Origin of the sequence: Rhodococcus cercidiphylli, assembly GCF_033042225.1 — a bacterium.
Classification (GTDB): Bacteria; Actinomycetota; Actinomycetes; order Mycobacteriales; family Mycobacteriaceae; genus Rhodococcoides.
Map to the genome: position 1 here is coordinate 269,304 of NZ_JAWLKE010000003.1, position 26,940 is coordinate 296,243.

The following is a 26,940-nucleotide window of genomic DNA, read 5'->3' on the forward strand; positions in this document are numbered from 1 at the left end:
GGAAGAACGGCTACAGTGCGAGCATGACATCTTCCAAAATTCTGTTCGTGCACGGACTCGCGTCCAGTTACGCCAACAACTGGGAACGTAACGGGTGGCCGGACGTCATCGGTGAGCTCGGCTACGAGGCAGTGGGGTTCTCGCTGCCCGGACACATCGGGGCGATCGTGGACGCCGGCGACGACGATGCCGCCCTCGACGCGCTCCTCGAGGTGGCGGCGGACAACGACATCGATACCGCGGTGGGATTCTCGGCGGGCTCGCTGATGTTGTTGCGCAGTGCAGCTCGTAATCCCACCCGATTCGCGCGGCTCGCGCTGCTCGGCGTCGGCGACGGAATGTGGAACGACGGTGCAGGTCTTCGGGCCATCGCCGACGCGTTCGAGCAACCCGGCACCATCGCCGATCCCGGTCTGGCCTTCATGGCCAAGACCGCCGTAGCGGCGGGTAACGACCCGGGTTCGATCGCCCGCTTCGTGCGAGCGGTGCCCCGCCAACCCGATGCGCAGGCGCTGGCGTCCATCGCCGCGCAGGTACTGGTGATTCTCGGTGACAGGGACGATGTCGGGCCCGCGGACACCCTCGTGAGCTCGTTGCGCCGTGCCGAATTGGTGACGCTCGCCGGTACCGATCACTTTGCGACGAGCGCGGACTATCGGGCGCTCGCTGCCGTCGCGGACTTCCTGCGGGCACCGGTGTCGGTGTGAGCCGAGCACCGGATCACGCATGAGTCGATTGGAGTTCCGCGGTGGCGGACTCGATGTCGGACTGGTACTTGAGCAGGACGTGCAGATGCGAAACGACGGTCTGCACGTCCACGTCGTCGGTGCCCAGTAGTACGAGTGTGCGCGCCCAGTCCAGGGTTTCGGAGATCGACGGCTTCTTCTTGAGGTTCATCGAACGCAACGATTCGACGACCGCGGTGACCTGTCCCGCGAGCTGTTCGGTGATGCCGGGCACCTTGCTCAACACGATGTCGCGCTCACGCGCCGCGTCGGGGTATCCCACGTGTAGGTAGAGGCATCGCCGTTTGAGTGCCTCGGACAGGTCGCGAGTGTTGTTCGAGGTCAGAAAGACCAGTGGCCGCTGGGTGGCGACGACGGTTCCCAGTTCCGGGATCGAGACCTGGAAGTCCGAGAGGATTTCCAGCAGCAGTGCTTCGGTCTCGATGTCGAGGCGATCCACCTCGTCGACCAGCAGCACCACGCGATCCTCGGCTCGAATGGCCTCGAGCAGCGGCCGGGTGAGCAGGAACTTCTCGTCGAACACGCCGGCGTCGGTGCCGCTGCCCTTGTTGTCGCTGCCCTCGTCGCCGCGGGCGGCCTGGATGGCCAGCAATTGCTTGCGGTAGTCCCACTCGTACAGCGCCCGTGACTCGTCCAGACCCTCGTAGCACTGGAGCCGGATGAGCCGGGCATCGGTGATGGCCGCAACGGATTTGGCGAGTTCGGTCTTGCCGGTTCCGGCGGGGCCCTCCACCAGAATCGGTTTGCCGAGTGCGGCGGCGAGGTGCACGGTGCCCGCGATGTGATCGTCGGGGAGGTAGCCGTGTGCGGACAACCGTTTGCGAACGTCGCCTGCCGAGCCAAGATCGACTGTGTCCATGATGCCTTCTCTCTGCTGAACGTCGCTACAGAATACTATTCCGTTGGTCTTACCGTAAGGCATTTGACAACTCGCATTTCGCGGCGCATTCTGCTGGTGGCGACAACTATCGGTCGTTGCCACCGGTCGAGCAGACCGATTCGATGCCGTCGAAACGCGGTTCCTCCCCTCAGTTACGAGCCGTACGTCGGCGACACGACTGGGCGGCGACGGAACAGAAGGGTCAACCAAGATGACAGTGGACACATCGTCGGAACAGAAGCTGTTCCGAGCAACGACCAAGTCTTTCCTCGCCAAGGAGGCACCGATCAGTCGTGTGCGTGTCCTGGCCGAGCAGGACACCTCGTTCGAGCGCTCGTGGTGGCGCAGGGGAGCCGAACTGGGCTGGACCGCGCTGCAGGTTCCGGAGGAACTCGGCGGCGGCAGCGTCACCGGCAAAGGCATCCTCGATCTGGTGGCGGTGGCCGAGGAACTGGGCCGCGGCGTCGCACCCGGTCCGCTGCACCCGGTGAACGTGGTCCTGGCCGCACTGGTGGATGCCAGGACCGGACCGGATCACGGTAAGGCCATCGAGGAACTGGTCTCGGGCGAGAAGGTGGCTACCTGGGCGGTGTACGAGCCCGGAAATGCCTGGGCCCCACATACTCCGGCAGTGACTGCCACGCAGACGGCGCAGGGCTACACCCTGTCCGGAACGAAGGACCGTATCGAGGCCGGCCCACAGGCGGACGCCTTTCTGGTGACCGCGCTGACCGAGAACGGACCACTGCAGTTCCTGGTCGACTCGGATGCTCCCGGTGTCACCGTGGTGCGCTCGCGCTCCATCGACATGGTCAAGCAGTACGCGTCCGTCGAGTTCGACGGCGTCGAGGTCGGCAGCGAGACCGTCGTCGGCGATATCGACACGACGGCGGCGCTGATCGACCGGCAGATCCAGGTGGCCAACCTGCTCCAGGTCGCCGAGACTGTCGGGCTACTCGACACCGTCTTCGACTTCACCGTGCAGTGGGCATTCGATCGCTACTCCTTCGGTCGCCCGTTGGCCTCGTACCAGGCACTCAAGCACCGGTTCGCCGACATGAAGATGTGGCTCGAGGCCTGCCATGCGACCGTCGACGGTGCCGCAGAGGCAGTGCAGGACCGAGCCGAGAACTCGGCGTATCTCGTCAGCGTCGCCAAGTCGTACGTCGGGTGGCGGTCGGCACAGATCATTCAGGACTGCGTGCAGATGCACGGCGGAATCGGCATCACCTGGGAACACGATCTGCACCTGTTCCTGCGCCGCGCACTGCTCAATCGTGAACTGCTGGGCACGCCGGAGGATCACCGGCGCTCCATCGCCGACCACCTCGAACTCTAGAAGGGACAACACACGATCATGACTGTGACGACAGAGAGCGTCGAGGACTTCCGGCTGCGCGCACGGGGTTGGCTCGCCGACAACATGCCCCGCTTCGATCCGGATGCCCCCGCCGCGCCCGAGGGTGACGACGACGCGATGTGGGCCCGCACCCGCGAGCTCCAGAAGATGCTCTACGCAGGTGGATTCGCCGGAATCTGCTACCCCGTCGAGTACGGCGGTCTCGGCCTGACCTCGGCTCACCAGGATGCCTTCACCGAAGAGGCGATGGGCTACGAGTTACCGCTGCTGCTCAACGTCCCCACGTTCACCATCTGCGCGCCCACCATCCTCGACATGGGCAACGAACAGCAGAAGCGGGACCGGATCAGTGCCGCCATCCGCGGCGACGAGATCCTCGTCCAGTTCCTGTCCGAGCCCAGTGGCGGATCGGATCTGGCAGGGCTGATCACCAGGGCCGAGCGGGACGGTGACGAGTGGATCCTCAACGGTGCCAAGACGTGGAGCACCAGCGCCTACGCGGCGGACTGGGCACTGTGCCTGGCCCGCACCGATTGGGATGCGCCCAAGCACCGCGGCCTGACAATGTTCCTGCTCAAGGTGGACTCACCCGGCGTCACCATCCGCCGAATCAAGCAGGTCAACGGCTCCACCGAATTCTGCGAGGAATTCTTCGACAACGTCGTCATTCCGGCGGATTGTGTTGTGGGAGAGGTCAACGACGGGTGGTCGGTCGCCTCTCGTCAGCTCTTCCACGAGCGCACGGCCGTGGGCGGTGGATCGCAGTACTCGAGCGGAGTCGGCGTGCTCGACACCCGCAACGCGTCGCTGGACTTCGTCGAGCTGGCACAGAAGACCGGGCAGAATCACGACGTCCGGGTGCGCGAGCGCGTCGGCGAGGCCTATGCCCACCGCACCGTGCAGGACCAGTTGATCAAGCGCATCGCCGGTGCCGTCGAATCCGGTGAGCTACCGGGGCCGGCCATGTCGCTCATCCGGCTCTTCCATGCCGAAACCGACTGGCTCAACAGCGATATCGCTCTCGAGCTGGCCGGTAGCGAATCGGTCGTCGGCCCGCTCGGTGAGCGCGGTGCTGCGGACATGGGTCAGCACTACCTGTCCCGCCAGGGCGCGAGCCTCGGCGGCGGCAGCAGTGAGATGTCGCGCAACATCATCAGCGAAAGACTGTTGCAGATGCCCCGTGAATACGCGGCCGACCGCGACGTTCCGTTCAAGGAAGTCAAGCGCGGACGCTGATCCCGCAGGAACAAAGAACCGGTATCGCCGCAGTTCATCGCGGCGGTGCCGGTTTTTTTCATGTCCCTGGCTCGCCGAACCGCTGACACACCGATGCCCCGTCCGAATCGGACGGGGCACCGGTGTCTGATGGGTGTACGGAGACTAGGCAGGTACATCCGAACGTACCGAGGCAACGAGGTTGCGTCGCAGAATCTTTCCCGTCGGAGTGGTCGGTAGTTCGTCCAGGAAGATCACGTCGTCGGGAGTCTTGGAGCTGCGCAGCTGCGCACGTACCCAGGCGCGCAGAGCGTCGGCGTCGGCGGTGTGGCCGTCGGCTGTGACGACGAATGCCGCGATGCGATGACCCCACTCCGCGTCGGGGATTCCGGCGACGGCGCAGTCGGCCACCGATTCGTGTTCGGAGAGTACGGCTTCGATCTCCGCGGGCGCGATGTTCTCGCCGCCGCGGATGATGGTGTCGTCTGCTCGGCCCTGCACGAACAGGAAGCCGTCGGCGTCGAGGTAGCCGAGGTCGCGGGTGGGGAACCAACCGTCGGCGTCGACGAGTGAGCCCGCTTCGAGGTACTCGCCGGCAACTTGCGGACCGCGGACGACGATGTCGCCGACAACGCCGGGCGCACAGGGGGAGCCGTCGAAGTCGTGCACCTCGATCTCCACGCTGGGCAGTGCTCGACCGACCGATGCCAGGTGGGCGCGGACACCGGGGTCGTCGCTGGCCAATGCGTCGCGGTGGTCGTCGGGGCCGAGGACGGCGATGGACGACGCCGTTTCGGTCAGACCGTACGCGTTGACGAATCCGGTGTGCGGGAACAGCTCCAGTGCGTGTGCCAGTGCGGGCGCAGAGATCTTGGCTCCGCCGTAGGACAGCCCCTTCAGGGTCGGCGGACCCGTCTCGCCCGCGGCGACGAGTTCGCGGACGATGCGCACGAGCATCGTCGGCACCACCATCGCGTTGGTGATCTTCTCCCCACGCACGGTGTCGAGCCACTGCCGGGGAGTGAACTGATCGAGATACACGATGCGGCGGCCGGCGAACAGATTCGAGAGCAGATTGGCCACTGCGGCAATGTGATACGGCGGAACGCTGACGATGGTGGCGTCGGTTGCCTCGGCGGATGCGAACTCCACCGAACCGAGTACGTACGACGTCAGGTGCCGGTGCCGCAGTACCGCACTCTTGGGTGCGGCGGTGGTTCCACTGGTCATCAGCAGGACGGCGATGTCCTCGACGTCGGGATCGGCCGGATCCGCCAATGGCGGTGCGGCGCTTGTGCGCGCCAGGAAATCCGCGGTGGTGATCGCGTTGGGGGCACCGGCGCGCTCGGGGTCGTCGGTGACGATCAGCGGGTGCGCGGACCGCGAGATGATCTCGTCGATCTGATCACCACTGAGGCGAAAGTTGATGGGCAGGAACGGTACACCGGCGTAGGCCGATGCGAACAGTGCCACCGGGAAGGCCGGTCCGTTGCCGCCGAGGAAGATGACGGTGTCTGCGCCGGACTCACGAACGATGCCCCCACCGGCCAGCGAGCGCTGTTGGAGCTGCGCGCCGGTCAGGCCGTCGTCGAGGGTGCCGAGCAAGGTGATGTCGCCATTGCCGCCCGCGACCATGTCGAGCAATGTCAGGAGGTTCATGATCTGTTCTCGACCCTTCTCAGTCGGACGCCGGCAGAGCTTTTGCCGACTTCAAGCTCAGTTCGCGATCCGCGAAGGTCAGCGATCCGGTGCCGGGCTTGACGATGAGAAGCTCGATCCCGGAATCGGCGTCGGTGTACCGCTTGCCCACGGCGAGCGCGGGACCCTCGGGACCGGACTGACCGGCTACCGCGTCGACGCTCATGGGAGCGCCGGCCAGGAGCACCGTGCCCTGTGCCTCGGTGCCGCGCACGACCACGACCTCGCAGCTCGACGATGGTGCGCGAAGGTGACTTCCAACTTTGAGTGCCACGAGAGATCTCTCCTCATATAGATGACTGCATATAGATGACTGCGTTGTAGACGGCCGGACCTCGAAAATGCCTTGCCACGGTGCTCGCACATTTTGTTCGCCAGAGTGATCCGGACTGACGGACTACGGTGGTAAGTTCCATACCGTAAGGCATATGGTACACACCTTGCCGCTGGCCAAGGCACTTTTTTGAAACCTTTCGATGTGACCCGTTCATCGGGGCCGCTCGAGACTCCAATGAACACCAAGCAAGTCAAACACCGAGAAGGAGTACGCACATGAGTTTGGCGATCACCGAGGAACACCAACAGCTCACGGACATAGCCAAGGACTTCCTGGCCGGTGTGAAGGCGACCGCCAGTTCGAGAGAGCTGACCAACGGTGTATCCGCCGATACCTCGACCCTCTGGTCCGGCATGACCACGCAGGGATGGCAGGGGTTGCATCTGCCCGAGTCGGTCGGTGGACAGGGTTACACACTGGCCGAGACCGCTCTGGTGGTCGAACAACTCGGCTACGCACTGGCGCCGGGCGCGTTCACCGCATCATCGGTCGTGTCCGTTGCCCTCGACGAACTGGGGACGCAGGAGCAGCGATCGGCCCTGCTCCCCACGCTCGCCGACGGTAGCGCGATCGGATCGCTCGCCCTCGCCGCCGACATCACCGTCGGTGACGCGGTGTCGGGCACCAGCGGACCCATCATCGGCGGCGCATTCGCCACGCTGGTGCTCCTGGTCAGTGGCGACGACGCCGTCGTGGTCCCACTCGATGCCGCGGGCGTCACCACTGCGACGGTGGACGCACTCGATCCGACCCTGGGAATTCGGTCCGCCACTCTCGACGGTGTCGCCGTCGCCGACTGCACCGTCGTCGCAGGCGCAGCAGCAGCGGTCCGACGCATCGCGCGGGTGCTGTTCTCGGCCGAGGCGTCGGGTTCGGCGCGGGCCACCCTGGACATGGCGGTCGAGTACGCCAAGGTACGCAGTCAGTTCGGTCGAACGATCGGGTCGTTCCAGGCGGTCAAGCACCACTGCGCCAACATGCTCGTGCAGTCGGAGCTGGCGACGGCAGCGGTGTGGGACGCCGCGCGAACACCGGTATCCGATGCGCAGGCCGCGATCGTCTCCGACGTTGCCGCTGCCACGGCGTTCTCCGCAGCAATCCACAACGCGCAGCTCAACATTCAGTTGCACGGCGGCATCGGCTTCACGTGGGAACACGACGCGCACCTCTACCTTCGTCGCAGCCGCGCACTCGCGGCACTGATCGCGCCGGCCGATGTGGTGCTCGACGACCTGATCGAGCGCTCGTACGCGGGTGAGCGCCGGAGCTACTCCCTCGACCTGCCGGCCGAGGCCGAGCAGTACCGCTCCGCGGTGCGCGAGTTCGTCGCGAGTTACCAGGGCACCCCCGAGGCGGATCGTCGTCGCGTGCTGGCCGAGTCGGGTTACCTGGTTCCGCACTGGCGGACTCCGTTCGGACGGGCCGCAGGTGCCATCGAACAGCTCGTCATCGAAGACGAGATGGCAGAGGTGGACCAGCCCAATCTCGGTATCGGCGGGTGGGTCCTGCTGACCCTGACGCAGCAGGCGGACGAGGATCAGATCGCCCGGTGGGTGATGCCGAGCCTGCTCGGTGAATTCCAGTGGTGCCAGCTCTTCAGCGAGCCGGGTGCCGGATCCGATGCGGCGGCGGTGTCCACCAGGGGCGTCAAGGTCGACGGAGGATGGCGGGTGACCGGCCAGAAAGTGTGGACCTCGGGCGCACAGGACTGCAACCGTGGTCTGGCGACCATCCGCACCAATCGTGACGCCCCCAAACACAAGGGCATCACCGCCATGGTCATGGACATGCACGCGCCGGGTGTGACGGTGCGGCCGCTGCGCGAGATCACCGGAGAGTCTCTCTTCAACGAGGTCTTCTTCGACGACGTCTTCGTGCCGGACTCCGACGTGGTCGGCGCGGTGGACAACGGGTGGAAGGTAGCGCGGGCAACGCTCGGCAACGAGCGCGTGACGATCGGAGCGGGCAGCCGTGAAGGACTGTCCGCGTTCGATCTTCTCGACGTCGCGGCCGCGGAGAAGCCCGGCGACGTCGAGGTGAGCCGCGCGATCGCACGGTTGGTCGTGGAGGAGCAGAACATGCGACTGCTCGATCTGCGCCGAGTGGTGCGGGCCGTCGTCGATGCGGGCCCGGGCCCGGAGGGCAACGTCACCAAACTGCTCTCCGCCGAGCACGCCCAGCGGGTGACCGAACTGGGGATGCAGATCGCGGGCGCATCGGCCGTCACCGGTGCCTACGGCGAGATCTCGTTCGAATATCTCTTCGACCGCTGCCTGTCCATCGCAGGCGGCACCTCCGAGATCACTCGCAACGTCATCGCGGAACGGTTGCTGGGGCTTCCGCGCGATCCGCTCAACGTATAGATCGGTACGCGCCCAGGGCAGGGCAGGGCAGGGCAGGGCAGGGCAGGTACGGACGAGAACATCGTCGGTACCTGCCCTGGTTCGTATCCCTGTCCGGTGCGAGAGAAGACGAATGTGGCCGGCACCTTTCGGTGCCGGCCACATTCGTCTGCGTGTGAGTGTGTCGCGAGTAGCTACAGAACCGAGCCGCTGTCCTTCGCCTCGGCGATGTCGCCCCAGCTCAGGCCTAGTTCGAGCAGGATCTCCTCGGTGTGCTGGCCGTGTTCGGGAGCGCGTGAGGGTTCGGGCGTGACGTTGCCGTACTGCACCGGCGGAGCGACGACGCGGTAGTCGACGCCGTTGTCGTCCTTGTTCTCGATGAGGTAGCCGTTCGAGGAGGCCTGCGGATCGACGAGGACCTCCTGGGGAGAGGCCAGCGCGGACCAGACCCCGGGTTCGTCGGCGAGCACCTTGGTCCAGTGTTCGAGGTCCCGCGTCAGGAAGTGATCGCGCAGGAGCGCGGCCGCCTCGTTCGTGTTGGCGATCAGGTTGGCCGAGGGCACGAACCGGGGGTCCTCGGCGAGCTCGGAGAGGCCGACGCGGTGGCAGAAGTTGGCCCAGAACTTGTCGGGCTGCAAGAAGACCAGCTGGATCCAGCGGTCGTCGAGCGTGCGGTACTTGTGGGTCACCGGGTTGACGGAGCTACCGACCGGCGGAACCGGAATGCGATCGACTCCGAAGAAGTCCGACGCCAGGATGTCCGGGGCCATGGTCCACATGGCCTGGGCCAGCAATGAGACGTCGACTGTTGTTGCCTCGCCGGTCTTTTCGCGGTGGTACAGGGCGCCGATGACGCCTCCGGCCAGTGTCATCCCGCTCGGCAGGTCGCCGAACGCGGGGCCCTGGCCCAGTGGGTATTCGGCATCGTCGGGCGAGAGTGCGTAGGCGACGCCGCCGCGGGCCATGAAGCTGGCCGAGTCGAATCCGCCGCGGTTGCGGTCGGGGCCGCGTGAGCCCTGGCCCGATCCGCGAGCGACGATGATGTTCGGGTTGATGGCCTTGACCTGCTCGAACGTCAGGTTCGCGCGTTCGAGGGGGGCGGGCAGCCAGTTGGTCAGGAACACGTCGGCGTCGGCGAGGAGCTTGGCCAGGTACTCGTGACCCTTCTCGGATTTGAGGTCGAGGCCGATGCTGCGCTTGCCGCGGTTACCGATCTCGAGCATGAAGTCTGCGTCCGCGCGGGCCTTGTCGCGTCGAAGCCCGCCGACGACGAGTGCTCGGCCGGGATCGCCCGCCTTGGTGTCCTCGACCTTGATCACGTCGGCACCCCAGTCCGCCAATACCGCACCGGCCGCTGGGACGAATGTCCACGAAGCCAGTTCGACGACCTTGATGCCATCCAGAATGCCCGTCATCAGTGACCTCTCATCTCGACTGTGCCCGGTCGTTCGGGGCTCGCGGACTCTCGGCGCGAGCGGTGATTGCCTTTACCGTAAACCTATCTATTGCAAATGTGACGGGTTTGCCGGAACTGATCGGAAATGGTTCCGATGCGCGTGGAGTCCTGCGTTTTCCGAACTTCCAGAAAGGCTTACCGTATGGTAAGCCAGTGGTGAGGGTCGGGCGGACATCGATGCCGCGCGACCACCGGTCACAGAGAGGTGCCGATGGACAAGCCAGAACCTGTACCCGACGCGGTCAGCGCGTTCTACTGGGAGCATGCAGCCCGGGGAGAACTCGCGATCCAGGGTTTCGAGGACAGCGATTTCGTACAGTTCCCACCGAACTCGGTCGCCGAACGCATCGACGTGTCGGGATCGGCTCGCGCGGTGGTGGTCAGTGGCCGAGGAACGTTGTACGCCTACACGATTCTGCATCAGGCGTTCCATCCCGCCTTCGGCGATTCCGTTCCGCTCGCGATCGGTCTCACCGAGCTCGACGACCATCCGGGCATCCGGATTCTGAGCAACATCGTCGATGCGGAGCCCGGTGAACTTCGGTCCGGACTGCCGGTAGAGGTGACCTTCGAGAAACGGGGCTCGCAGTCCCTTCCCCAGTTCCGGCCAGTGCGATCAGGAGACTCGGCATGACATTCGGACGCAAGACAGCCATCGTCGGAGTCGGCTATTCCGCCATCCATCGCGATCGCGGCGTCGACAGCCGTCCGCTCGCGACGACGGCAGCGAAGAATGCCATCGCCGACGCCGGCCTCGAATTCTCCGATATCGACGGCATCTTCGAGTACCCGGCCTCGGACGAGATCGCGATCGACATGCAGCGCATGTTGGGAATCAAGAATCTGCGGTGCTTCGGCGACCATGCCGGTTCCGGACCCTCGGGAATGGCGGCGGCGATCGCTGCGGAGGCGGCGGTGGCCAGCGGGCAGTGCGACGTCGCGCTCGTCTTCCGCTCGATCACCCGCGAATGGGGTCAGCAGAGCGGGCAGGTGGTGTTTCCGCCCGCGAGTGGACCTCTGCAGTTCCAGATGCCCTACGGCGTCGCAGGCGCGATCATTCCGGTGATGGGCATGAAGAAGCAGCGCAGGTTCGCCGAGTTCGGCGGGCGCGAGGAGGATTACGGGTCCATCGCGGTCAATGCCCGCAAGTGGTCCGCCCTCAACGAGCGTGCGGTACTGCGGGATCCGGTCACCATGGACGATTACCTGGCCTCCCGGTTCGTCTCCGAACCGCTCCGTCTCCTCGACTGCGACTACCCGATCACCGGTGCGTGTGCCGTCATCATCACCACCGCCGAGCGAGCTGCCGACCTGGCGCAGAAGCCGGTGCTGATCGATGCGAGCGCGCTGGGCACCGGTGGGCGGCCGGATTGGACATTCACCGACGACTTCGTCTTCGGCGGCACCAGGCCGTGCTCGGACACTCTGTGGGAACGCTCGTCGGTCACGGCCGCCGATGTCGACGTCGCGGAGCTCTACGACGGTTTCACCCACATCACGATCTCGTGGGTGGAAGCACTGGGGCTCTGCGGAATCGGAGAGTTCGGTGACTGGGTCGACGGCGGTGCGACGATCGGGCCCGGTGGCTCGCTGCCGATGAACACCAACGGTGGCCAGCTCGCCGAGGGTCGTATGCACGGGCTGAGCTTCCTCGCCGAAGCGACGCTGCAGCTGCGCGGTCAGTGCGATGTCCGTCAGGTCGACGGGGCCAGGGTTGCCGTGGTTGCCAACGCCGCCGGTCCACAATGTGGAGCTATGGTTCTCACGTCCTGACCGGGGGCGATGTCGACTTTTCGTCGATAGTGCATCGGTGACTCCCGGGAGTAGGTACGGTACGGCTTGCGGTATCAACTACTGCTCGTCTCCGGCCGAGAGAATCGGCCTCCTCTCTCCAGGGAGTCATCGATGACCACTATCGAACAATCCACCTCGGCAGGTCGCACAAGCGCCGACGTCAACAGCGAAGCGGGCCGTAATGCGGAGCAGCGCTTGATGATCGACGGAGTACTGCGTGCGTCGCGCTCCGGCGACACCTTCGACAACATCAGTCCGGCGACCGGTGCGGTGATCGGCGTTGCTGCCGCCGCGGGGCGAGAGGACATGGACGAGGCGATCGGTGCCGCGCGTCGGGCATTCGACGAAACCGAATGGTCCACCGATAGGGCCCTGCGGCGTCGGGTGCTGCTGCAGCTGCACGAGGCACTGGTCTCGGAGCAGGAGCAACTGCGGACCGAGATCATCGCCGAAGCCGGATCGCCTTTGTCGGCAACCTATCTGGCGCAACTGGACTGGCCGCTGGCCGACGGCCTCACCTACCCGGCAGAATTGATCGACACGTACGAGTGGGAACGCGATCTGGGACCTCTGTCCTTCGGCCCGGCCGACAACAAGAGGCGCGTCTACAAGGAACCGATCGGTGTGGTCGGTGCCATCGCGCCGTGGAATTTTCCGTTCGAGATCATCGTCAACAAGATCGGGCAGGCACTGGCCACCGGGAACACGATGATCCTCAAGCCGGACCCCAACACCCCGTGGACCTCGACCCGGATCGGCCGCTTGATGGCCGAGCACACCGACATACCGGCGGGCGTCTTCAACGTCGTGCCGACGCCGAACAACAGCATCGCCGAGATGCTCGTGTCCGATCCGCGGGTGGACATGATCTCGTTCACCGGATCCACCGGAGTCGGCAAGATGTTGCAGCAGAAAGCATCTGCGTCGCTCAAGAGAGTATTTCTCGAACTTGGCGGTAAGTCCGCGATGATCGCACTCGAGGATGCCGACCTGGCCCAGGTGATTCCGTCGGCCGCGCAGGCCTGCCTGCACGCCGGGCAGGGATGTGCACTCACGACGCGGTTGCTGGTCCCGAACTCGCGGTACGACGAGGTCGTGGAGATGGTCACCGACATGTACGGGCAGCTTCCGGTGGGCGACCCGGCCGATCTCCAGACGTTCGTCGGACCGGTCATCAACGTCAAGCAGAAGGCGCGCATTCTCGGGATGCTGCAGGGTGCCGCGGCCGAGGGTGGCCGAATCACCGTCGGCGGCGGTGCGGCGAAGAACCTACCCGAGCATCTCGCAGGCGGCTTCTACATCGAGCCAACCGTGATCGCCGGAACCACCAACGACGCGACCATCGCCCAGCAGGAAGTGTTCGGACCGGTACTGACGGTACTGGGATACGACACCGAGGACCAGGCGGTCCGCATCGCAAACGACAGCATGTATGGACTCTCCGGTGCGATCTTCTCGGCATCCACCGAGCACGGACTCGCCGTCGCCAAGCGCATCAGGACCGGTTCGATGTCGGTCAACGGCGGCGTCTTCTACGGTGCCGACTCGCCGTACGGCGGATACAAGGTCAGCGGCCAGGGACGACAGAACGGGCTGGAGGGTTTCGAGCAGCACCTCGAGACCAAGGCCATCGGTTTCATCTGATCCGCGCGCGAAATCTCTCGATACGAGAACACCGACTACACGAGCTAGGACGAAACAATGGGAAAACTGGACGGCAAGGTAGCGTTCGTGACCGGCGCTGCCCGTGGTCAGGGGCGTAGTCACGCGCTCGAGTTGGCCAGGGAGGGTGCCGACATCATCGCTGTCGACATCTGCGAGGACATCGCCACCAACGGATATCCACTGGCGAGTTCGGCCGACCTGGCCGAGACCGCGCGCCTGATCGAGGAGCTGGACCGACGGGTGGTGGCGTCGAAGGCAGACGTGCGCGAGCCGAGCGAACTACGTCGCGCCGTGGACGAGGGCGTGGCTGCGCTGGGTCGTCTCGACATCGTCGTCGCGAACGCCGGAATCTGCCCACTGGGCGGGGAGGTGCCGCCGCAGGCGTTCATCGATGCCGTCGACGTCGATCTCGTCGGTGTCATCAACACGGTCTCGGCCACATACCGACACCTGAGCGCAGGCGCATCGATCGTGGCGACGGGTTCGGTGGCCGGCCTGATCTCCGGTGGCACCGACAATCCCGCGAACGGCCCGGGTGGCTCGGGGTACTCGCACGCCAAGCGCGGGGTCTCGCGGTACGTGCACGATCTCGCGCTCGCGCTCGCACCGTCGTCGATCCGTGTCAATGCCGTGCACCCCACCAACGTGAACACCGACATGTTGCAGAGCGATCCGATGTACCGGGTGTTCCGACCCGACCTCGAATCACCGACGCGTGAGGATGCCGAAATCGCTTTTCCAGCAATGCAGCCGATGCCGATCGGATACGTCGAACCGATCGACATCAGCAAGGCGGTGTTGTTCCTCGCCTCGGACGACGCGCGCTACGTCACCGGCCTGCAGTTGAAGGTGGATGCCGGGGCGACGCTGGCAGTGACGTCCTCGGGAGCTCCGGGCTGAATCCCGCCACCAGAATTTTGTGACGGCACTCACAAGAATGATGTATCGTAAGTCTTACTGGAGCGGGGTCCGTAGCACCGCCGACTCGGGTATTCCCCCACGCTCGATTCCCTGAGGAGGGACTATGCTTGCCGACGATGTACAGATCATTTCGGTCGACGACCACGTCATCGAACACCCACGGGTGTGGACCGACCGTGTGGCCGCGAAGTTCAAAGATGACGCCCCGCGCATCGAACGCGCCGAGGACGGAAACGACTGGTGGATCTACGAGGGCCAGAAGGCAGGCAACTTCGCCCTCAACGCCGTAGCCGGAAAGCCCCCGGAGGATTTCGGGATGGATCCGCGATCCTACGACGACATGCTGCCCGGATGCTACGACATCTCGGACCGCATCAAGGACATGAACACCGAGGGTGTGCACGCGCAGCTGTGCTTCCCCAACTTCGGCGGATTCGCCGGCTCCACGTTCCAGAAGTCGAAGGACTTCGCATTGGCGAACGAATGCACAAGGGCCTACAACGATTTCATCCTCGACGAGTGGTGCGCCTACGACCCCGGCCGGCAGATTCCGCTCGCCGGTCTGCCGTACTGGGACGTCGACGAGACCGTCAAGGAGATGAAGCGGACCGCGGACAAGGGCGTCAAGTCCTGGACGTTCCCCGAACTCCCGGACCGCATCGGCTTGCCGTCCTGGCATACCGATCATTGGAACCCGGTGTTCGAGTTCGCCCAGGAAGCCAACATCCCGCTCTCGCTGCACTTCGGCTCCGGCGGTGCTCCCCAGGTCTCGCCCGAGGGTGCCAGCACCAACTTCACCGTTGCCATCACCCTGTTCGCTCTGAACTCGGCTAGTGCGATGACCGAGCTGCTGCTCTCACCGGTGTTCCACAACTACCCCACACTGCGAATGGCACTGTCGGAGGGTGGAATCGGCTGGATGCCGTACGTGCTCGAGCGCTCGGACTACGTGTGGGAACGTCACCGCTTCTACAACGACGTGCACCAGAGCGTTCGCCCCTCGGAGCTCTTCGCCCGCGGCCACATCGGCGGGTGCTTCATCTCCGACGAGGCCGGCCTCGAGATGCGCCACCGCATCGGCGTCGACCACATCATGTTCGAGTCGGATTACCCGCACTCGGATTCGCAGTGGCCGCACACCCGCAAGGTGCTCACCGAGTCGATGGTGAACATCCCCGACGCCGAGGCTCGCAAGATGTGCGAGGACAACGCACGGATCTTCTACGACTTCCCGCGTAACTGATCTTCTCGCACCCCAGCTCGACGAAAGAGCACCGCTACCGGATCTCGACCGGAGCGGTGCTCTTCTCGTTGTCCCCTTCGTCTGCCACCGGGGCGGATTCGTGGGAGGTCTTCGATGTCGTGGGAATGAAGAATGCGACGACCACGGCTGCCACGGCGGCGAGGCCGGCGATGGCGAAGGCGAGGCGGAACCCGGATGCAGTGGTCAACGGCACCGATCCCACCTCGATCACGTTCTGCGCGAGCACCATTGCAGTGATGGCGCTGGCGGTGGAGGTGCCGATCGAGCGCATCAGGGTGTTGAGTCCGTTGGCCGCTGCTGTTTCGCTGTCGGGGACGGCCCGCATGATGAGGGTCGGTAGAGCGGCGTAGGCGAAGCCGATGCCGACTCCGATGAAGCAGCCGACGAGCACCGTGTGCCACACCTGCGTCATCAGTGCCATCGCGAGGCCGTAGCCAAGGGCGATCGTGACGCCGCCGATGATCAAACTGGTTCTCGGACCGTGGCGTTCGGAGATGCGCGCAGCGATCGGCGAGGTCGCCATCATGATCAGGCCGGTGGGCACCATGCACAGACTCGCCACCATGATGGACTGGCCGAGACCGACTCCGGACGTGGACGGCATCTCGATCAGCTTCGGCAGCACCACGGTCGAGGCGAAGAGCCCGAATCCGACTGCGATCGAGGCGATGTTGGTCAGCAGCACCGGCCGTCGGGCACTGACCCGAAGGTCCACCAGCGGACTGCGCGCGTTCCACTGATAGACGCCCCAGGCCAGCAGTACCGCAACGCCGACGCCCGCGCTGGTGAGGGTGGCCGGGCGGAGCCAACCCCAGTCCGCTCCCTTGCTCACTGCCAGCAGTACTCCACTGAGTCCGACCGCGAGACCGATGGCACCGATGTAGTCGAAGGATGCGTGGCGATGAGCCGGGCCGCCGGGCACACACACGGCGATGAGAACGACGCCGACGGTACTGAGCACGGCGGCGAGCCAGAACAGGACGTGCCAGTCGGCGCGTTGGGATACGAATGCCGACAACGGCATTCCGATGGCGCCGCCCACTCCGAGGGTGGAGCTCATCAGCGCGACGGACCGGCCGAGTCGATCGGTCGGGATGGTGTCGCGAAGCATGCTGATCCCGAGGGGAATGATGCCGAGTCCGGCTCCCTGCAATGCACGCCCTGCCACGAGTGGCCACAGTCCGGTGGATGCGGCCGCGAGTATCGAGCCTCCCGTGAGGACGGTGAGCAGAATCAGGGCAATTTTCTTCTTACCGAACATATCTCCGAGTCGCCCGGCTATGGGCGTGCAGATGGCGCCGGCCAGCAGGGTGACGGTGATGACCCACGAGGCGTTGGCGGGGCTCGTGTCCAGAAGGCGCGGGAGATCCGGCACGAGTGGGGTGAGCAGGGTCTGCATGAACGAGACGATCAAGCCGGTAGATGCCAGTACGGCAGTGATGACCGTGGGGTTCGTGCTTCCGGCACCGGTGAAGGGTTTCTTCATTTTTGTATCTTCAACTGGGTCAATTCGGATGCCCTCATCGTGTAAGTTCCTTACCGTAAGTCTTGCGGTTAATCGAACTATAGGTTCTGGCGTAGGCATTTTCGGCACAATCGCTTCCGTCTCTCCTGCGAGGTTCGAAGTCCCAATTCTCGAAGTCCGGCTGTCGAAGTCTCATTCGCGCGTACGTCGGTACGCGTTTTACGAAAATCAGGAGAACAAAGTATGTCGATTCTCGAGTCGATTCGAGCCGCCAGGCGGTCCACGATCCGAGTCGGTGCCCTCGCTGCCGTGACCGTGACAGCGGTGTCCGGCCTCGTCGGTTGCGCCGGCAGCGCGTCGCAGGACGGAGCGGCCGGGGGGTGCAACTCACCTGGGGTGACCGCGGATTCGATCACGGTCGCGTCGGTCTCCCCGCTGTCGGGTCCCTCGGCCTCGACGTTCGCCGGTTTCGTCGAGGGCGCGCGGGCTCGGTTCGAGGTGGAGAACGCCGCAGGTGGGGTCAACGGCCGCAAGATCGAACTGACAACCAACGACGACCTCGGCGACGGAGCCGCTCAGGTCACGGCTGCGCGTAACGCGGTGCAGTCGCAGAAGGCGTTCGGAATCCTGCACGCCTCTCGTGTCGACACCATGTTCGATTACCTTGCCTCACAGAATGTCCCGGTCACCGGTTTCCCCGGTCAGATCGCCTACCAGACGATGGACAACGCGTTCGGTTTCGCCGGTACCGCGAGCATCGGTTATCCGTCTACTGCTCAGTCGCAGTTCTTCGTCGACCGGGGTGTTCAACGTCTGGGTGTGCTCGCCAACAACTCCACCGGCTCGAAGGGTGCAGCCGAGGGATTGATCTCGGTAGCCCCGACTGTCGGCCTCAACGTCGAGGAGTCCTCATTGGACATCCCCGTCGGTGCCTTCGACGCGACTTCGATTGCGCTGCAAATGAAGAACGCCGGTGTAGACGGTCTGTTCATGCCCCTGGTCACCGACTCGTCGGTGTCGATCCTCAAGGCGATCAAAGCGCAGGGCGTCGAACTGAAAGCGGCGTACATGCAGGGTCTCTACGATCCGAAGATCACCGATCAGGTGGGCGATCTGCTCGACGGCGTGTCGTCACCGCCCGTCGGAACCGTCCCGGTCGAGGTCGACGACGAGGCGACGAAGCGCTTGGTTTCCGCGATGACCGAGTACGGCGACGGTGTGGATCCGCGCACCGGCTTCACCACTCCCGGGTACGTCTCGGCCGACCTGTTCATCGAGGGTCTGAAGAAGGCCGGTGAGTGCCCCACCCGTGAGGGATTCGTGACTGCGTTGCGTGCGGTGACCGACTACGCCGGCGACGGTCTGCTGGTCGAGCCGGCGAACTTCGCTGAAGGTCCTGTCAAGGGTGGATTCCCGTACGGCCGGTGTGCCTGGTTCGTGACCTACGCCGGTGGTGCCTTCGTGCCCGATCCGGCAGCGACATGCGGTGAGATCCAGGGTCTCTGAGTGCCGTATCAGGTTTGCAGCACGTTGTAAAAGTTTTGTTGACATGATCTGTGTCATAGGAATAGTGTTACTTACCGCAAGGCTTTCGGTTACTCGTTCACGCCACCTTCAGGGATCGGCACAGTTCTTTCTCTCACTTCTTCTTCCCCTGTACAGCAACATAATTCGAGGAGTTGTTCTGATGTCGATATCCGAGACGGTGTGGTCCGGTTCGTCTGGTATCCGCCGCGCGCTGACACTGGGTGCCGTCGGCCTTACTGCCCTGGCGAGTGTGACCGCATGTGCCGGGAGCGCCGCTAATTCAGCGGATGGTGCAGGCGGCGCATGCAACTCGCCCGGCGTGACCGCCGATTCGATCACCGTCGCATCGGTATCCCCGCTGTCGGGGCCGTCGGCATCCACCTTTGCGGGCTTCGTCGAAGGTGCCAAGGCGCGGTTCGCCCTGGAGAACGCCAACGGCGGAGTGAACGGACGCACCATCGATCTCGTCACCAACGACGACCTCGGCGACGGAGCCGCACAGGTAACCGCAGCGCGCAACGCCGTGCAGTCGCAGCAGGCGTTCGGCATCGTGCACGCCTCGCGCGTGGACACGATGTTCGATTACCTCTCCGCTCAGAACATTCCGGTCACCGGCTACCCGGGACAGCCGGCCTACCAGCAGAAGCTCAACGCGTTCGGCTACGCCGGTGCCGCGTTGATCGGCTTCTACTCGACGTCGATGGCACAGTTCATGCAGGACAAGGGCGTCACCAAGCTCGGAGTCCTCGCCAACAACTCCACCGGTTCCAAGGGCGGAGCCGACGGGCTGGTCAAAACCGCGGGAGAGATCGGTCTCGATGTCGCGGCCACCTCGTTCGACATCCCGCTGGGCGCATTCGATGCCACATCGGTTGCCATTCAGATGAAGAACGCCGGAGTTGACGGCCTGTACATGCCGCTCGTCACCGACTCCTCCATCTCGGTCCTCAAGGCGATGGCGGCACAGGGCGTCGAGCTCAAGGCCACCGAGATGCAGGGACTGTACGACCCCAAGATCACGGCACAGGTCGGGGACCTGCTGCAGGGAGTGTCCGGCGCAGGCGTCGGCATCGTCCCCATCGAACTCGAGACCGACGGCACCAAGGCCTTCGTCGATGCGATGTCCGAGTACGGCGACGGCGTGGATCCGCGTACCGGTTTCACCGGACCGGGATACGTCTCGGCCGACCTCTTCATCGAAGGGTTGAAGAAGGCGGGAGACTGCCCCACCCGTGAAGCCTTCATCTCCGAACTGCGCAAGGTATCGGACTACGAGGGGGGCGGCCTGCTGATCGAGCCGGCCAACTTCGCCTCAGGGCCGGTCCCCGCCGGTACCCCCTACGGCCGATGCAACTGGTTGGTGACGTACGAGGGCAACGCCTTCGTGCCCGAGCCGGAAGCCACCTGCGGCGAGGTCGTCAACTGACGTCGGTCGCTCCCTTCACTTCGAGGAGAAGAGAAACATGCTCAGCTATCTCGTCGCGGGACTCGTCACCGGGTCGTTGTACGCGATCTTCGCCCTGGTACTGGTCACCACGTACAACGCGTCTCACGTGTTCAACTTCGCACAGGGAGGCATGGCGTTCTTCCTGGCGTACTGCTTCTACTGGCTCAACACCGATATCGGACTGCCGACCATCGTTGCGCTGGTCCTGTCGGTACTCGTCATCGCTCCCATCGTCGGATGGGTGCTGTGGCGGGTGCTGCTCGGAAGGCTCTCCACCGCAACGCCGTTGATCCGCCTCGCGGCCACGATCGGTCTGTCGGTCGCCTTGTCCGCCGGCACGACTCTGCTGTTCGGGCACGATCAGGTTCTGCAGCCTGCCGGATTGATCGGCAACGTCCGAAGCCTCGTCACCGTCGCAGGCGTCAACATCAGCAACGAGCAGTTGCTGGTCATCGGAGTCGCGCTCGTCGTGGCCATCGGCAGCTTCCTGCTGCTCAATCGCACAGCGGTCGGTCTCGTCACCCGCGGTGCCGTCGACTCCGAGATGATGACGGTGCTCACCGGAACCAACCCCAAGGTCGTCGTCGCAGGCACCTGGATGGCGGGCATGTCGGTCATCGGCCTGGCAGGCATTCTCGTCATGCCGCAGGTGGGGCTCAACGCAGCGGGATTCAGCAGCGTCGTGGCAGCGTCGTTCGCCGGTGTGGTCATCGGCCGATTGACCAACGTCTGGTGGGCCTTCGGCGGCGCGTTGCTCGTCGGGGTACTGCAGTCGGTCATCATCCCGTTCCTGCCCGATTCCGGAATCCTCACCACCGCACTGCGGCCCAGTATTCCGTTCCTGCTCATGGTCATCGCCATCGTCGCTCGCAGTCGCGGCGCGAGTGTGCGCGACGACGTCGCCTCGCGGGAGGTGGCCAAGCTGGCCACCGCCGCCGAACGCAGCGTCACGCACATCCAGTCGGTCATGCGGGGCACTCGCGGTACCTGGGATCGCTACGTCGGTTGGGCAGTGCTGGGAGTCGTACTCGTCGCGGTGCCGTACGTCTTCAGCGGATTCTGGGTGGGAGTGTTCGCGGTGGGAATGGCGTATGCCATTGCGCTGCTGTGCTTCCGGCCGGTCACCGGTGAGGCCGCCGTCGTCGGTCTGTGCCAGATCTCCTTCGTGGGCATCGGAGCCGTTGCGACAGCCCAGTTCTCGACCACCTACGGCCTCGGCATCATCACCTCGATGATCCTGGCGGCATTGGTCTCGGCACTGTGCGGCCTCGTCGTCGGACTGGTGTGCCTGCCGCTCGGGCAGTTGTACGCCGCCATCGCGACGTACGCCTTCGCACTGCTCGCAGATCAGGTCATCTTCACCAGGCCCACGTTCTCCAACAACGATGCCGGCGTGTTCGTCGATCGCCCGACCTTCGGCGGGGTGTACCTGGCCAACGATCAGGACTACCTCTACTTCACGGTGGCGGTCTTCCTCATCGTCGCCCTGGTGCTGTTCCTGATCCGACGCTCCACACTCGGGCTTCGATTCGCGACCATCCGGGCGAGCCGGGTACGAGCGTCGTCGCTGGGAATCCCGATCTTCCGTTCCAGACTCGCGTTGTTCACGCTCGGTGCGGGAATCGCCGGACTGGGCGGCGGTGTCATCGCCAGCAACCAGTACGTCGCCTTCACCGGTGCGTACAGCGCACTGCTGGGGTTGACCTGGTTCGCCGTGGTCATCGCGCAGGGCTCGTCGAGTATGGGCGGTGCCGCGATCGCGGGTCTGTCCCTCGCAGTGGGCCCGGCACTGGTGGCGAACTATCTACCGTCGCGGCTCGCCGAACTGCCCGCCGTACTGTTCGGACTGCTGGCCATCATGATCGTCAGCAACCCGTCCGGCATCAACACCATGATGCGAGCTCAGATTCGCTCTCTGGCAGCTCGATTGACCCCCGACCGGAGTCCCAAGGACATCCCGCCGCCGGCCGACGAGAACCTGACCGCAGCATCCGCATCACCGGTAGGGAGTGCACGATGACCGCCGTAGCAGAATCGACCGTGGGTCAGGTCCGACTGGAACTGTCCGACATCAGTGTCAACTTCGGTGGCGTCAAAGCGCTGCAGAACGTCTCGTTGTCCGCTCGCAGCGGTGAAGTCACCGGCTTGATCGGACCCAACGGTGCGGGCAAGAGCACGCTGCTCGCCGTGGCGTCGGGAATCCAACGACCGAACTCGGGCACGGTGCTCCTCGAAGATCAGGACGTCACCGGTGCGCGGCCGCAGGTGTACGCACACGCTCGGATGGCCCGTACCTTCCAGGCACCGCAGTTGGTGCCGGATCTGGACGTGCGGCAGCATCTGGTCCTCGCGCTCCGTTCCAACGACCACCGGCCGGGGAGCGCTCTGAAGTCGGCCTTCGGAAAGCGCACCACCGCAGGGGAACTGGACAAGACGGACCGGTTGCTCACCGATCTGGGGCTGGCCGACGTGGCAGGCAAGGGCGTCGCCGAATTGCCTCTCGGTACGCGTCGCCTCGTCGAGGTCGCTCAGTGCCTGGCATGCGATTCTCGTACCCTGCTGCTCGACGAGCCGACGGCCGGGCTCAGTCGAGCCGAGACCGCGGTCTTCTCGGAACTGGTGGTGCGGGTGTGTCGGGCCCGCGATATCGCAGTGGTGATCGTCGAGCACGACATCGACCTGGTCCTCGACATCAGCTCACGGGTGTTCGTACTGGACTTCGGCCGCCTGATCGACGAGGGCGACCCGAGCCACATTCGCAACAGCAAGAAGGTACAGGCTGCGTACCTGGGAACCATGGAGGCTGATCTCGATGTCTGACCTGATGCTCGAAGTAGACGACCTGCGCATCTGTTACGGCGATGCCATTGCGGTGGACGGCGTGTCGTTCTCGGTCGAGACGGGTCGGTGCCTCGCGGTCCTCGGCGCGAACGGCGCGGGCAAGAGCAGTATCGCGCAGGCCCTCGCCGGCCTCATCCCGGCCGATCGCGGCACCATCTCGGTCGGCGGGGAGAACATCACCGGCACCGATGCTTTCGCATTGGCCCGCAAAGGGATTGCGTATCTCCCGGAGGGGCGAGGCATCTTCCCCGGTCTCAGTACCGCGGACAACGTCGCGCTCGGTACCCGGATTCTGCCCAAGGAAGCACGGGCGGCTGCGGTCGATCGGCTCTACACACTGTTTCCGGTGCTGGGGGACCGACGCAAGCAGCAGGCGTCGACACTCTCGGGCGGCGAGCAGCAGATGCTGGCCGTCGGCCGGGCCCTGGTCACCGATCCGACGCTGTTCGTCGTCGACGAGCTGTCGTTGGGTCTGGCACCGCTGGTGATCGACAAGATCTACGAGGCACTGCAGACCGCGAAGGCGGCCGGAACCACGATGATCCTGATCGAGCAGTACGTCGAGCGCGCACTGGAATTCGCCGACGACGCAGTAGTGATGCGTCGGGGTGAGATCGTCTGGTCGGGTGCCGCGAACGGCGCGGTGGACGAGGTGGTGCAGAACTACATGGGCGGCACTGCGGTGGAGCCGACAGCGGCAGCAGTGCAGTGAAGTTCGCGCTCCTCTTCCCGATGCGCGCAGTCAAGCGCTATCACCTGTGGATGGGCGACGGTGACCTCGGCGATGCTGCGCGCATCGCCGAGGATGCCGGGTTCGATGCCATCGGGATGAGCGAGCATCCGTATCCGGACGACGCCTGGCTGGGCAACGGCGGCCACCATGCCCTCGATCCCTTCGTCTCACTGGCCTACATGGCGGCGCAGACGTCCAGGATTCGGATGCTCACCTATGTGATGGTGTCGAGCTATCGACACCCCTACATGGCGGCGAAAGCGGCTGCGAGCCTCGATGTCCTGAGTAAGGGGCGGTTGACGCTGGGCATCGCTGCAGGTTATCTCGAGGACGAGTTCGCGGTCCTCGGTGCGGATTATGCCGCGCGTGGCCGCCTGCTCGATGCCGCCCTTCCCGCCATGCGCAGCGCGTGGGCCGGAACCGATCACGACAGCGAGCAGTTTCCCGCGCACGGCAACACGATGCTGCCCGCGCCCGTGCAGCCCGACGGTCCGCCGATCTGGATCGGCGGCAACTCCGGTCCCGCCAGGCGGCGTGCGGTGGAGCACGGCCAGGGTTGGATCCCGATGGGTCAGTCGGCCGCGACGGCGAAGATCACGAAATCGCCTCCGCTGGAGACGATCGAGGAGTTGGCGGATCTGATCAGCGGGGTGCAGAAGCGGCGCGCAGAGCTCGGCAAGCCCCCGCTCGACGTCGCCTTCACTCCGTTCGAGGCGGAGATGCTGCGGACACACGATGTCGAAACGTGTGCGGACGCAGTGGTCGAGGCCATGCCCGCATACATCGAGGCAGGCGTCACCTGGATCGGATTCGAGCCGAGCAGTAGGACATTGGAGTCCTACCGACACGATGTCGGTGTGCTCGGCGAACGGGTGGTCTCGCGCTTTCGCTGACCGCGCAGGGGTTGTCGCACGGAGAAGGGCCGGACCAGGATGGTCCGGCCCTTCTCGTATCGGCTAACGGCTAACGGCTGTCAGCTACGCGGGAAGTCGTAGAAGATACGTGCGTTGTCCTCGCACATCTTGCGAGCCTCGCCGTCGGGGATGTTCACCATCGACTCGGTGAGCACCTTACGGGTGTGCGGCCACTGCGAATCCGAGTGCGGGTAATCCGACTCGAACATGATGTGGTCGACGCCGATGCGGTGGCGCATCTCGAGACCGGCCTCGTCGGAGATGAAGCACCCGCCGATGTGGCCGCGGGCGAAGAGCTCCGAGGGGCGCACGCTCTGGTGCACGTCGTTGTAGAAGCGGTGACGTTCCCACACGTAGTCCGAGCGCTCGAGCACGTACGGCATCCAGCCGATTCCACCCTCCGACAGTGCCATTCGCAGTGTGGGGTAGTTGTGGAACACCGGTGAGAGCAGCAGCTCGGTCATCGCGCTCGCAGAGTTCAACGCGAACAACGTGATTCCCACCGTCATGTTCGTGCTCATGCCCTCGGGGGACACCTGAGGGGAGCCGCCGGAGCCGAAGTGCAGCGAGAGCGGGATGTTGGCTTCCTGGGCGAACTCGAACACCGGGTTCCAGTGGTCCGTGTGGAACGACGGCAGACCGATGCGGTCCGGGAGTTCGGGGAACGTCCAGGACTTGACGCCCTTGTCCGCGGTCCGCTTCATCTCCTTGACGGTCTCGTCGACGTCCCAGTACGGCAGCGCTGCGAGCGGAATCTGCCGGCCGGGATCAAAGGCGCACCACTCGTCGAGGATGAAATCGTTGTAGGCTCTTGTGCATTCGTTCGCCAATGCGAAGTCCTTCGACTTCTGGAACGTGGAGCCGGCGAATCCGCCGAAGTTGGGGAAGCACAGCTGCGCGTGCACACCCTCGGTGTTCATGTCCTTGATGCGGTCCGAGATGTCGTAGCATCCGGGCAGCATGTCGTCGTAGGATCGCGGATCCATCCCGAAATCCTCCGGGGGCTTTCCGGCTACGGCGTTGAGGGCGAAGTTGCCTGCCTTCTGGCCCTCGTAGATCCACCAATCGTTTCCGTCCTCGGCGCGTTCGATGCGCGGGGCGTCATCTTTGAACTTCGCGGCCACACGGTCGGTCCACACCCGTGGGTGTTCGATGACGTGGTCGTCGACCGAAATGATCTGTACATCGTCGCCTAGCATGCGCCTTACTCCTCTGGTCCGTTATCTTGGTCACCTATCCGGTAAGCCTTACTGTACGCACAACTAATGGCCTGTGTCACTGGGGTGCGGCTGCGTCTTCGGTCCTGGAGGTGGCGGAGCTGGACAGGGCAGGGAGATCGGAGAGGAATTCACCGACCTTGTCCACGAACACCGAATTGTCATCGCCTGCAACCATGTGCCCGGCTCCTTCGACGAGAGTCGATCGGGATCCCGGTATCACCGCGAGCAGTTCCTCGACGCCCTCCTGACTCACGATGTCCGACTGCGCGCCGTGCACCAGCAGCGTCGGGCAGGCCACAGCGGAGGCGGCCCGGATCAACCGATCGTGGTTGTCCTGCGGCTTGTTCAGGTTGGGCCCGAGGCGGTGGAACGCCGGGTCCCAGTGCCAGTACAACCGGCCGTCCTCACCCACACGCGTGTTCTTGCGGAGACCCTCGATGTTCTTCGGCCGTACCCGGTGCGGCTGATAGGCGGCCACGGCGTCGGCGACCTCCTCGAGGTTGGCGAACCCGTTCGGCGCACCGGTCATGAAATCGGTGATGCGCTTGATGCCGGACGGCTCGATGCGGGGAGTGATGTCCACCAGCACCAGGGCGCGCGCAAAGCCCGGATTCTCACCCTCGGTGATGAGGCTGGTGATTCCGCCCATCGACGCTCCGAACACCACCGGGGAGACCGGGTGGCCTGCATCCGCGCCGAGTTGATCGACGATACCGCGGACGTCGTCGGCCAGGTCGTCCATGCCGTACCGCGCCGCGGTGTCCCAGGCGCTCTCGCCGTGACCACGGGAATCGATGGTGAAGACCGTCCAGTCCTCGTCGGCGAAGCGGGTGGCCGCGCGGTCCCACGAGTGCCGAGTCTGGCCGCCGCCGTGCAACATGAGAATGGTGCCGCGTGACGTCTCGGCCGCGGGGCCCCATCGATCGGCGGCGATCCGGCCTGCGCCGCCCTGGAAGTCGTGGGTCACTGGAGAGCTCGGAGTCATGGTGTTCTGCTTCCTCGTCTGGTGTGGTGTTCCAGTCCTTACTATCATCTAATCGAAAGCCATACCGTTGCTATATCCACATTGGCGGAGGTAACGTTCGTCCGATGTACAGGTGCGTTCGAGAGTTGAC

The 26,940-nt window shown here is 64.7% G+C and carries 22 protein-coding genes; 15 read left to right on the forward strand and 7 right to left on the reverse strand.

Features of this window, described 5'->3' with window-relative positions:
- The first annotated feature begins 23 nt into the window (after positions 1-23).
- Positions 24-707, forward strand: a complete 684-nt coding sequence (locus tag R3P95_RS08375; RefSeq protein ID WP_317548003.1) for an alpha/beta fold hydrolase — start codon at positions 24-26, stop codon at positions 705-707.
- A gap of 13 nt (positions 708-720) precedes the next feature.
- Here the strand turns inward: R3P95_RS08375 and R3P95_RS08380 are convergent, their stop codons facing one another.
- Positions 721-1,605, reverse strand: a complete 885-nt coding sequence (locus R3P95_RS08380) for an AAA family ATPase (protein ID WP_317548004.1) — start codon at positions 1,603-1,605, stop codon at positions 721-723.
- A 232-nt stretch (positions 1,606-1,837) separates the two neighbouring features.
- Between R3P95_RS08380 and R3P95_RS08385 the strand changes: the two genes are divergently transcribed.
- Both R3P95_RS08385 and R3P95_RS08390 read left to right on the forward strand, forming a co-directional pair.
- A complete protein-coding gene (locus tag R3P95_RS08385) occupies positions 1,838-2,965 on the forward strand; it encodes an acyl-CoA dehydrogenase family protein (RefSeq protein ID WP_317548005.1) in 1,128 nt (375 codons plus the stop codon).
- 18 nt (positions 2,966-2,983) lie between these two features.
- Positions 2,984-4,222, forward strand: coding sequence for an acyl-CoA dehydrogenase family protein (locus R3P95_RS08390; RefSeq protein WP_032375035.1), 1,239 nt, complete (start codon positions 2,984-2,986; stop codon positions 4,220-4,222).
- A 144-nt stretch (positions 4,223-4,366) separates the two neighbouring features.
- On the opposite strand, the gene R3P95_RS08395 is transcribed toward R3P95_RS08390, so the two are convergent.
- Both R3P95_RS08395 and R3P95_RS08400 read right to left on the reverse strand, forming a co-directional pair.
- Positions 4,367-5,860, reverse strand: a complete 1,494-nt coding sequence (locus R3P95_RS08395; protein WP_317548007.1) for a class I adenylate-forming enzyme family protein — start codon at positions 5,858-5,860, stop codon at positions 4,367-4,369.
- A gap of 19 nt (positions 5,861-5,879) precedes the next feature.
- Complete coding sequence (locus R3P95_RS08400; RefSeq protein WP_032375037.1) at positions 5,880-6,173, reverse strand: hypothetical protein; 294 nt, start codon at positions 6,171-6,173, stop codon at positions 5,880-5,882.
- A gap of 278 nt (positions 6,174-6,451) precedes the next feature.
- On the opposite strand from R3P95_RS08400, the gene R3P95_RS08405 reads away from it, so the two are divergent.
- Positions 6,452-8,599: an acyl-CoA dehydrogenase gene (locus R3P95_RS08405; protein WP_317548008.1), complete on the forward strand. Its 2,148-nt coding sequence runs from the start codon at positions 6,452-6,454 to the stop codon at positions 8,597-8,599.
- Positions 8,600-8,772: 173 nt separating this feature from the next.
- On the opposite strand, the gene R3P95_RS08410 is transcribed toward R3P95_RS08405, so the two are convergent.
- Positions 8,773-9,993 (reverse strand): CaiB/BaiF CoA transferase family protein, encoded by a 1,221-nt coding sequence (locus R3P95_RS08410; RefSeq protein ID WP_032375039.1) that lies wholly within the window; start codon positions 9,991-9,993, stop codon positions 8,773-8,775.
- Positions 9,994-10,245: 252 nt separating this feature from the next.
- Here R3P95_RS08410 and R3P95_RS08415 point away from each other — a divergent pair, with 252 nt between their 5' ends.
- The 5 genes from R3P95_RS08415 to R3P95_RS08435 all read left to right on the forward strand — a co-directional run bounded on the left by R3P95_RS08415 (position 10,246) and on the right by R3P95_RS08435 (position 15,657).
- Positions 10,246-10,668 carry a Zn-ribbon domain-containing OB-fold protein gene (locus R3P95_RS08415; protein ID WP_032375040.1) on the forward strand — a complete coding sequence of 141 codons (423 nt, stop codon included), beginning with the start codon at positions 10,246-10,248 and terminating at the stop codon, positions 10,666-10,668.
- Positions 10,665-11,807 (forward strand): thiolase family protein, encoded by a 1,143-nt coding sequence (locus R3P95_RS08420; RefSeq protein ID WP_032375041.1) that lies wholly within the window; start codon positions 10,665-10,667, stop codon positions 11,805-11,807. The genes R3P95_RS08415 and R3P95_RS08420 overlap by 4 nt, the downstream gene beginning before the upstream one ends.
- A 132-nt stretch (positions 11,808-11,939) precedes the next feature.
- Positions 11,940-13,472, forward strand: a complete 1,533-nt coding sequence (locus R3P95_RS08425; protein ID WP_317548009.1) for an aldehyde dehydrogenase family protein — start codon at positions 11,940-11,942, stop codon at positions 13,470-13,472.
- Positions 13,473-13,529: 57 nt separating this feature from the next.
- Positions 13,530-14,393 carry a mycofactocin-coupled SDR family oxidoreductase gene (locus tag R3P95_RS08430; protein ID WP_317548010.1) on the forward strand — a complete coding sequence of 288 codons (864 nt, stop codon included), beginning with the start codon at positions 13,530-13,532 and terminating at the stop codon, positions 14,391-14,393.
- A 124-nt stretch (positions 14,394-14,517) separates the two neighbouring features.
- Complete coding sequence (locus tag R3P95_RS08435) at positions 14,518-15,657, forward strand: amidohydrolase family protein (protein ID WP_317548011.1); 1,140 nt, start codon at positions 14,518-14,520, stop codon at positions 15,655-15,657.
- Positions 15,658-15,691: 34 nt separating this feature from the next.
- Here R3P95_RS08435 and R3P95_RS08440 read toward each other — a convergent pair whose 3' ends face one another.
- A complete protein-coding gene (locus R3P95_RS08440; protein WP_317548012.1) occupies positions 15,692-17,164 on the reverse strand; it encodes an MFS transporter in 1,473 nt (490 codons plus the stop codon).
- Between the two features lie 222 nt (positions 17,165-17,386).
- Between R3P95_RS08440 and R3P95_RS08445 the strand changes: the two genes are divergently transcribed.
- The 6 genes from R3P95_RS08445 (at position 17,387) to R3P95_RS08470 (ending at position 24,584) form a co-directional block, all read left to right on the forward strand.
- On the forward strand, positions 17,387-18,649 hold the full coding sequence (locus R3P95_RS08445) for an ABC transporter substrate-binding protein (RefSeq protein ID WP_317548014.1): 1,263 nt from the start codon (positions 17,387-17,389) through the stop codon (positions 18,647-18,649).
- 181 nt (positions 18,650-18,830) lie between these two features.
- Positions 18,831-20,096 (forward strand): ABC transporter substrate-binding protein, encoded by a 1,266-nt coding sequence (locus tag R3P95_RS08450; protein WP_317548015.1) that lies wholly within the window; start codon positions 18,831-18,833, stop codon positions 20,094-20,096.
- Positions 20,097-20,133: 37 nt separating this feature from the next.
- Entirely contained in the window at positions 20,134-22,137 is a 2,004-nt protein-coding gene (locus R3P95_RS08455; RefSeq protein WP_317548016.1) for an ABC transporter permease, read from the forward strand.
- On the forward strand, positions 22,134-22,937 hold the full coding sequence (locus R3P95_RS08460; RefSeq protein ID WP_317548017.1) for an ABC transporter ATP-binding protein: 804 nt from the start codon (positions 22,134-22,136) through the stop codon (positions 22,935-22,937). Before R3P95_RS08455 ends, R3P95_RS08460 begins: the two co-directional genes overlap by 4 nt.
- Positions 22,930-23,670, forward strand: coding sequence for an ABC transporter ATP-binding protein (locus R3P95_RS08465; RefSeq protein WP_317548018.1), 741 nt, complete (start codon positions 22,930-22,932; stop codon positions 23,668-23,670). Before R3P95_RS08460 ends, R3P95_RS08465 begins: the two co-directional genes overlap by 8 nt.
- Positions 23,667-24,584 (forward strand): LLM class F420-dependent oxidoreductase, encoded by a 918-nt coding sequence (locus tag R3P95_RS08470; protein ID WP_317548019.1) that lies wholly within the window; start codon positions 23,667-23,669, stop codon positions 24,582-24,584. The genes R3P95_RS08465 and R3P95_RS08470 overlap by 4 nt, the downstream gene beginning before the upstream one ends.
- Before the next feature lie 80 nt (positions 24,585-24,664).
- On the opposite strand, the gene R3P95_RS08475 is transcribed toward R3P95_RS08470, so the two are convergent.
- Both R3P95_RS08475 and R3P95_RS08480 read right to left on the reverse strand, forming a co-directional pair.
- On the reverse strand, positions 24,665-25,804 hold the full coding sequence (locus tag R3P95_RS08475) for an amidohydrolase family protein (RefSeq protein WP_317548020.1): 1,140 nt from the start codon (positions 25,802-25,804) through the stop codon (positions 24,665-24,667).
- A 76-nt stretch (positions 25,805-25,880) separates the two neighbouring features.
- Positions 25,881-26,810: an alpha/beta fold hydrolase gene (locus tag R3P95_RS08480; RefSeq protein WP_317548021.1), complete on the reverse strand. Its 930-nt coding sequence runs from the start codon at positions 26,808-26,810 to the stop codon at positions 25,881-25,883.
- Positions 26,811-26,940 lie beyond the last annotated feature (130 nt).